Here is a 6,176-nt window from a genome sequence, read left to right on the forward strand (position 1 = left end):
GGCTAATGATCATCAACAAAGTTTTTAGAGTTATGCAAAAGTTTTTACTTAAATTATTTAGTTGGCTGGTAATTGTGGTTTTGACTTGGTTATGGGTGCTAATTAATCCTCAACCAGTTTTGGCTCAAATTAGCACAATCAACTATAGTAATGCTAGTCTCCAAGATAGTGATTTTTCTAACATTGATTTATCTGGGGTGACTTTTGTGGCGGCGGAAATGCGGGGCGCAAATTTCCAAGGGGCTAATTTAAGCAATGCGATTCTGACTAAGGGGGTGTTGTTAAATGCTAATTTGGAGGGTGCAAATCTCACAGGGGCTTTAGTTGACCGGGTGACTATGGATGGGGCAAATTTAAAGAATGCTATTTTTACAGAAGCAACTATGACCCGGAGTCGGTTTTTTGATGCGGACATCACTGGTGCTGATTTTACAGATGCTTTGATAGACCGGTATCAAGTTTCTTTAATGTGCGATCGCGCTCAGGGTATCAATCCCGTTACAGGGGTGGCGACACGGGATAGTTTAGGATGTCGGTAATAGTTGTCAGGTATAGTAAGTGACTCAAGAAGACCAGAAACCCCCTCGTTCCTTGGCGGGAATTGCGGGGATAGTAGCGGCGGCTACATTAATTAGTAAAGTCTTTGGTTTAGTGCGACAGCAGGCGATCGCCGCGGCTTTTGGTGTTGGGGCTGCGGCTACTGCTTATAGTTACGCTTATATTATTCCGGGTTTTCTCTTAATCTTACTGGGTGGGGTGAATGGACCATTACACAGTGCGGTTGTCAGTGTTCTAGCCAAGCGCTCACGCTCGGAAAGCGCCCCCCTGGTAGAAACGGTAACAACTCTGGTAGGTGGATTACTCCTACTGGTGACCTTGGCTCAGATTTTCTTTGCTGATACCATCATTGATATTGTTGGTTATGGCTTAGAATCGACTACCAGGGCGATCGCCATTCAACAGATCCGCATTATGGCACCCATGGCCTTATTTGCGGGTTTAATAGGTATTGGTTTTGGTACCCTCAACGCCGCTAATCAATATTGGTTACTTTCCATCAGTCCCCTTTTATCTAGTGTAACTGTGATTGCCGGCATTGCCATCTTAACCGGGCAACTAGGTGAAGATATTATTAAACCAGAATACGCCTTCATCGGTGGTATGGTCTTAGCTTGGGGAACCCTAGGGGGCGCAATTCTCCAATGGTTAGCCCAGTTAATTGTCCAGTGGCGCTTAGGACTAGGTACATTGCGCCTGCGGTTTGATTTTAAATCCCCTGGAGTGCAAGAGGTGATCAAAATTATGACACCAGCTACAATTTCCTCCGGGATGATGCCGATTAACGTCGCCACAGACCTTTACTTTGCTAGTCCCATACCCGGTGCGGCGGCTGGGTTTAACTATGCCAATCTCCTAGTGCAAACTCCCCTGGGTATTATCTCTAATATTATTTTGTTACCTTTATTACCAATGTTTGCTAAGTTAGCGGCTCCCGAACATTGGCCAGACCTAAAGTTACGCATTCGCCAAGGAATTTTACTCACCGCCGTCACGATGTTACCATTAGGAGCGTTAATGGTGGTGTTATCTGTCCCCATCGTAGAGATAATTTATCAACGGGGTGCTTTCCAACAACAAGCCACACAGCTGGTTTCATCCCTGCTGATTGCCTATGGTGTGGGGATGTTTGTATATTTAGGGCGGGATGTATTGGTACGGGTATTTTATGCTCTCGGAGATGGACAGACACCTTTTAGGATTAGTACTTTTAACATCTTCCTTAACGCTGTACTTGATGGGATTTTGGTTAAACCTTTTGGGGCGACTGGGATTGTTTTAGCAACCGTAGGTGTAAACTTTAGTTCTGTAGTAATGCTATTATGGTTACTTGACCGTAAACTCAATGGTTTACCTTGGCGTGAGTGGAGTATCCCAATTTTGGGTTTAACTGCGGGTAGTGTTGCGGCTGGTGTTGCTAGTTTTGGTACTTTAGTGAGTTTACAGCAGTTGTTGGGTACACAGGGGTTAATTATTCAACTGTTACAGTTATGTGTATCGGGTTTAGTGGGTATCTTGGTTTTTGCTATCATTGCCTCATGTTTGAAAATACCAGAGGTGAATAGTTTTGCTGTGGGGATGCGTCAAAGATTGCTGAAGAGATAGTAATAATTAAAGCTTATGTTCTCAGTAAAAAAGTTGATAAAGAAATGCTGAGACTAGACTTTTTAATTCCTTCCATAAGCAGTAAACTTAGGTTGTCATTGTCTTCCGCTAATTGGGTGACTTGATCATCATCTAAGCGGGCTTTACTACCCTCTGTATAATTTATCAGCAGTTTTTGTACACTCTGGAAGGGAGAGGAAAATAAATACCCCACCCCCTGACCCCCTCCCATCTGGAAGGGAGGGGGAATTTTAGCATCTCTCCTTAACCCTTTCCCCTCTGGAAGGGAGGGGTTGTGGTCCCGGTTGAGGTTTAAACTAAAACTGGTTCAGATTTTACCGCGTTGACAGTATTTGTATCTGACTGTGTGCAGTAAATTTCACAGGAGTTATTGGGACTTTCAGTTAGTTTGATTTTGTGCAGTCGAGCACCTAGTTCTTCAACGGGCGATCGCAGTAAGTTAGTGATATGTAGGGCGATATTTTCAGCGGTGGGGACAACTTCGGCAAAATAAGGAACGTCCTTATTTAAGAAACCATGATCAAATGGTTCTAAGACATAATCAGCAATGACCCGGTTTAAAGCACCTAAATCAACTACCATACCTGTGCGGGGGTCAATTTCTCCTTTCAGGGTAACTTCTAAATGATAATTATGTCCGTGTCCATTTACCCTACCGCATTTACCGTAAATTTCTAGGTTTTTCTCTAAACTTAAATTAGGATGGGCCAATCTGTGGGCTGCACTAAAATGAGTGGCAACAGTCAAGGAGGTTTCTGTTTCACCTATATTATAATCTACCCACAACTCATGACTTTCAAATAATTTAACTCGAGACAGATTAACTCCCAAGTCATGAATAGGAGACCTGAGCAGATTACTAATGTAAAGTGCAATATTCTCTGTAGTGGGAACTATTTCCGATTCCGCAAAATAGGGAATATCTTCATTTAAGCAAGAGTGATCTAACAACTCAAGTACATAATCTTCTACTACTCTATTAACAGCAGCTAAATCTACAATCATCCCAGTGCGTGGGTCTATTTCGCCTTCTACTGTAACTTCTAGATGATAGTTGTGTCCGTGGGTACGGGTACACTTACCATATTTCTCGGCACTGAGGTTAGGTGCTAAACGATGGGCCGCGCTAAAATGACTCCTGACAGTCAAGGCCACTTTTTTTCCCTCTCCTGTATAATCTGCCCAAAGTTGCGAATGTTCAAGCAACTGGACACGGACTAAGGGTAAATGGGGTGCTAAACGTTGCCAAATCACGTGAGCAATATTTTCGGTAGTGGGGAGAGTTTGCTGAAATTCTGGCCACACCTCATTAAGGTAAGAAAAATCTAGCTGTCCAGTAGCTTCTCTTTTGATGATGTGTTTGACATCAGATAAGTTCAATACCATACCATACTCATCCAGTTCACCGGACATGGAGATAAAAACCACATAGTTATGTCCTTGACCGGGGAATTTGGCGGAGAGACCGAACTTTGCCATATTCTCGGCTTCGCTCAGTTCCGGTAACCAATACCGATGACTAGCTAAAAACTGAGCGCGACGATTAACAATACATTGCATGATTATTCTGTAAACCTATCTCAATATTTCTTAAAGTTTCACTATTTACAGCATAAACTAATTGGGCTCCTGGATGACCTAAGTTGTGGTTCTTCTGGTAGTAACCACCGCGCAAATTCTTGCGGATGTTTTTGATGCTAGTAATTTACAAAGGTTGTCAAAACTCACAGGGGGTTTATTTGGGGTGTATATTTATGTTTACATCCTCTCCATTTGGGAGAGGGAAGTCAACATCTACAAATCAGCACCTGACTTGAGCTATAATTGTGCGGTGACGCGGGGTGTTGCTGGTGATAGTGGGAACATGAAAACCAGCATCAACTAAAGCTTGCTCAATATCCAAAGCAAAATATTGATCTAAATAAGGTTCAGTACTTTTGAGCAGGGTCAAAATGTAGGGGGGCATTTTCTTGTATATTTCTGATTGGGGATTCATATCCATAATCCCTAAATGACCACCAGGACGCAGCACCCGGCGCATTTCTGCCAAAATATTTCGGGTTGCTGACTGGGGCAATTCGTGGCACATTAAGAAAATAGAAACTAAGTCAAAAGATGCATCTGGTAACCCAGTAGATTCTGCGGGAGCATGGAGCCAATTGATGTGAGCTTGAGATTGTTGGGCGTGGTAGTCAGCAACGGCTAAAAAGTAAGGCGATAGGTCTAAACCTGTAATCTGAGACTGGGGATAAACTGCTTGTAGAGCCAAGGTACTTAGTCCTACACTACATCCCACATCTAAAATATCTTGGGGAGCATGGGGAAGGGAAGCTGTGAGAATATCGTGGTAACTTTGACGTAGTTTAGCATCACCTTGGGTATCTGCATCCTGCCAGATTTTAGCATGAACAGCATGGGCAGCGGGTTTGACTTCAAAGGCAGCTTGCCAACTGAGATTACCACTGTCGTAAGCATGAAATGAGGTGAGATAGTAGTCTGGGTAAGCAAGCTGGGGATTGTGAACTTTTGTGAGTTCTGGTGTCCAATCACGGGACTGTAAGCTTTTGACTTCTTGTGTCCAGGGAACGCCGATTTTTTCAGCGCGTTTAATCATCATTTGTCTAGCTTGATGCTTGGCTACACTGGCTAAAGGTTTGATAGCCAGGATACCATTTACCAAACGGGAGGCTAAACCAATAGAAGTTGTTGTCGCAGCAGTCATATTGTTTTGGGTTTGGTTTGGGTTTAACAGCCTTGTTTACCTATGATACAATTGTGTAGGTTTAGTCTAGTCATACATTCCATTGTAGCTAACCTAAATGTAGTAACTGAGTGTGTCTTTGTCTCACAGATGGTCGAGACGCTTAATGAGGTTAAGAATCGCCATGCTAAAGGTTATGGGATGATGTCAGTTCCAGCCAGTCTAGTTTTTATCCTAAAAATTGAGGTTTTTATATTATGTCTAATGGCCCCTTGAGTGAAGCACCTCGTAACCAACGAGCCACGGTAATTCGTACTAGTAATGAGTTTGTTTTACTAGAATGGTTGAAGTCAAATGGTCGACTCATAGAGCGTGAACCTCAAGAATATCGGGGACTGAATTCAGTAGAAGAAATTTCTGACATGATTGAGCTTGATGATATTCACTACGATCATGATGAAGATGATGCCAGCATGGACTTAGAAGATTAGCAGATTTTTCACCGAACTGAATAATCACCCAACTCGGTTTAGACTTATCTGTGCGCGGTTGGAACTACGGCTAAGTCAGTTGTGAGACGTGTAAATAATTGTAAATTATTTGCTTAAACCGAGTAAATCATACTAACTCACCCTATACTAAAAGTAGTTGATTTAATGAAGTCTTGATGCAACATGTCACTCCCAAGGAAGCAGCTAAAATCCTTGGTGTCCATGTCTCCAGTCTCAGGAGATGGGAAAACGAAGGCAAGCTTAAAGCAATCCGTACACCAGGCGGTCAAAGGCGGTTCATCCTCGAAGAAGTCGAAAAAATCGGCGGAATACCCCGGACAATTAAAACTATTTGTTATGGACGAGTATCGACTCATTCCCAGCAAGATGATTTGCAACGACAACTTGAACACTTACGCACAAGATACCCAGAGGCTGAAATTATTTCAGAAGTTGGCAGCGGACTCAATTTTCAACGGAAAAAATTCCTCGCCATTCTGGAAAGAATCATCGACGGCGATATCCAACGTATTGTCGTTCCCCACCCTGACCGACTTGTCCGATTCGGATTTGAATTGGTTAGGTGGTTATGCACAAAATTTGAGTGCGAACTCGTGGTTCTCAATGACCGCCAGCTCAGTCCAGAGCAGGAACTTGTACAAGATATGCTGTCGATCATCCACTGTTTCTCTAGCAGGTTATACGGGCTTAGAAAATACAAGTCAATCATCAAAGAAGACTTACAAAAAGAAATCGCGTCACAAGAAATCGACAAAGCAGCCACCGAACAGTGTATTTAA

The 6,176-nt window shown here is 43.0% G+C and carries 6 protein-coding genes and 1 pseudogene; 4 read left to right on the forward strand and 3 right to left on the reverse strand.

What is annotated here, in order from left to right; translation table 11 throughout:
- Window positions 1–32 precede the first annotated feature (32 nt).
- Both PN457_RS09015 and murJ read left to right on the forward strand, forming a co-directional pair.
- Window positions 33–539 carry a pentapeptide repeat-containing protein gene (locus tag PN457_RS09015; protein WP_271732762.1) on the forward strand — a complete coding sequence of 169 codons (507 nt, stop codon included), beginning with the start codon at window positions 33–35 and terminating at the stop codon, window positions 537–539.
- A gap of 19 nt (window positions 540–558) precedes the next feature.
- Window positions 559–2,163 carry a murein biosynthesis integral membrane protein MurJ gene (gene murJ / locus PN457_RS09020; RefSeq protein ID WP_271732764.1) on the forward strand — a complete coding sequence of 535 codons (1,605 nt, stop codon included), beginning with the start codon at window positions 559–561 and terminating at the stop codon, window positions 2,161–2,163.
- Between the two features lie 312 nt (window positions 2,164–2,475).
- Here the strand turns inward: murJ and PN457_RS18460 are convergent, their stop codons facing one another.
- The 3 genes and pseudogenes from PN457_RS18460 to PN457_RS09030 form a co-directional block, all read right to left on the reverse strand.
- Window positions 2,476–2,931, reverse strand: coding sequence for a 6-carboxytetrahydropterin synthase (locus tag PN457_RS18460; protein ID WP_425332608.1), 456 nt, complete (start codon window positions 2,929–2,931; stop codon window positions 2,476–2,478).
- Window positions 2,932–3,744, reverse strand: a pseudogene (locus tag PN457_RS18465) (6-pyruvoyl trahydropterin synthase family protein); the annotation flags it as partial.
- Between the two features lie 241 nt (window positions 3,745–3,985).
- On the reverse strand, window positions 3,986–4,906 hold the full coding sequence (locus PN457_RS09030; protein WP_271732767.1) for a class I SAM-dependent methyltransferase: 921 nt from the start codon (window positions 4,904–4,906) through the stop codon (window positions 3,986–3,988).
- A gap of 236 nt (window positions 4,907–5,142) precedes the next feature.
- Here PN457_RS09030 and PN457_RS09035 point away from each other — a divergent pair, with 236 nt between their 5' ends.
- Both PN457_RS09035 and PN457_RS09040 read left to right on the forward strand, forming a co-directional pair.
- The gene (locus tag PN457_RS09035) at window positions 5,143–5,376 is read left to right on the forward strand and encodes a DUF3134 domain-containing protein (protein WP_271732768.1); all 234 of its coding nucleotides are present in this window, start codon (window positions 5,143–5,145) and stop codon (window positions 5,374–5,376) included.
- Between the two features lie 173 nt (window positions 5,377–5,549).
- A complete protein-coding gene (locus PN457_RS09040) occupies window positions 5,550–6,176 on the forward strand; it encodes an IS607 family transposase (RefSeq protein ID WP_417006597.1) in 627 nt (208 codons plus the stop codon).

Source organism: Anabaenopsis arnoldii, from assembly GCF_028331025.1.
Classification (GTDB): domain Bacteria; phylum Cyanobacteriota; class Cyanobacteriia; order Cyanobacteriales; family Nostocaceae; genus Anabaenopsis; species Anabaenopsis arnoldii.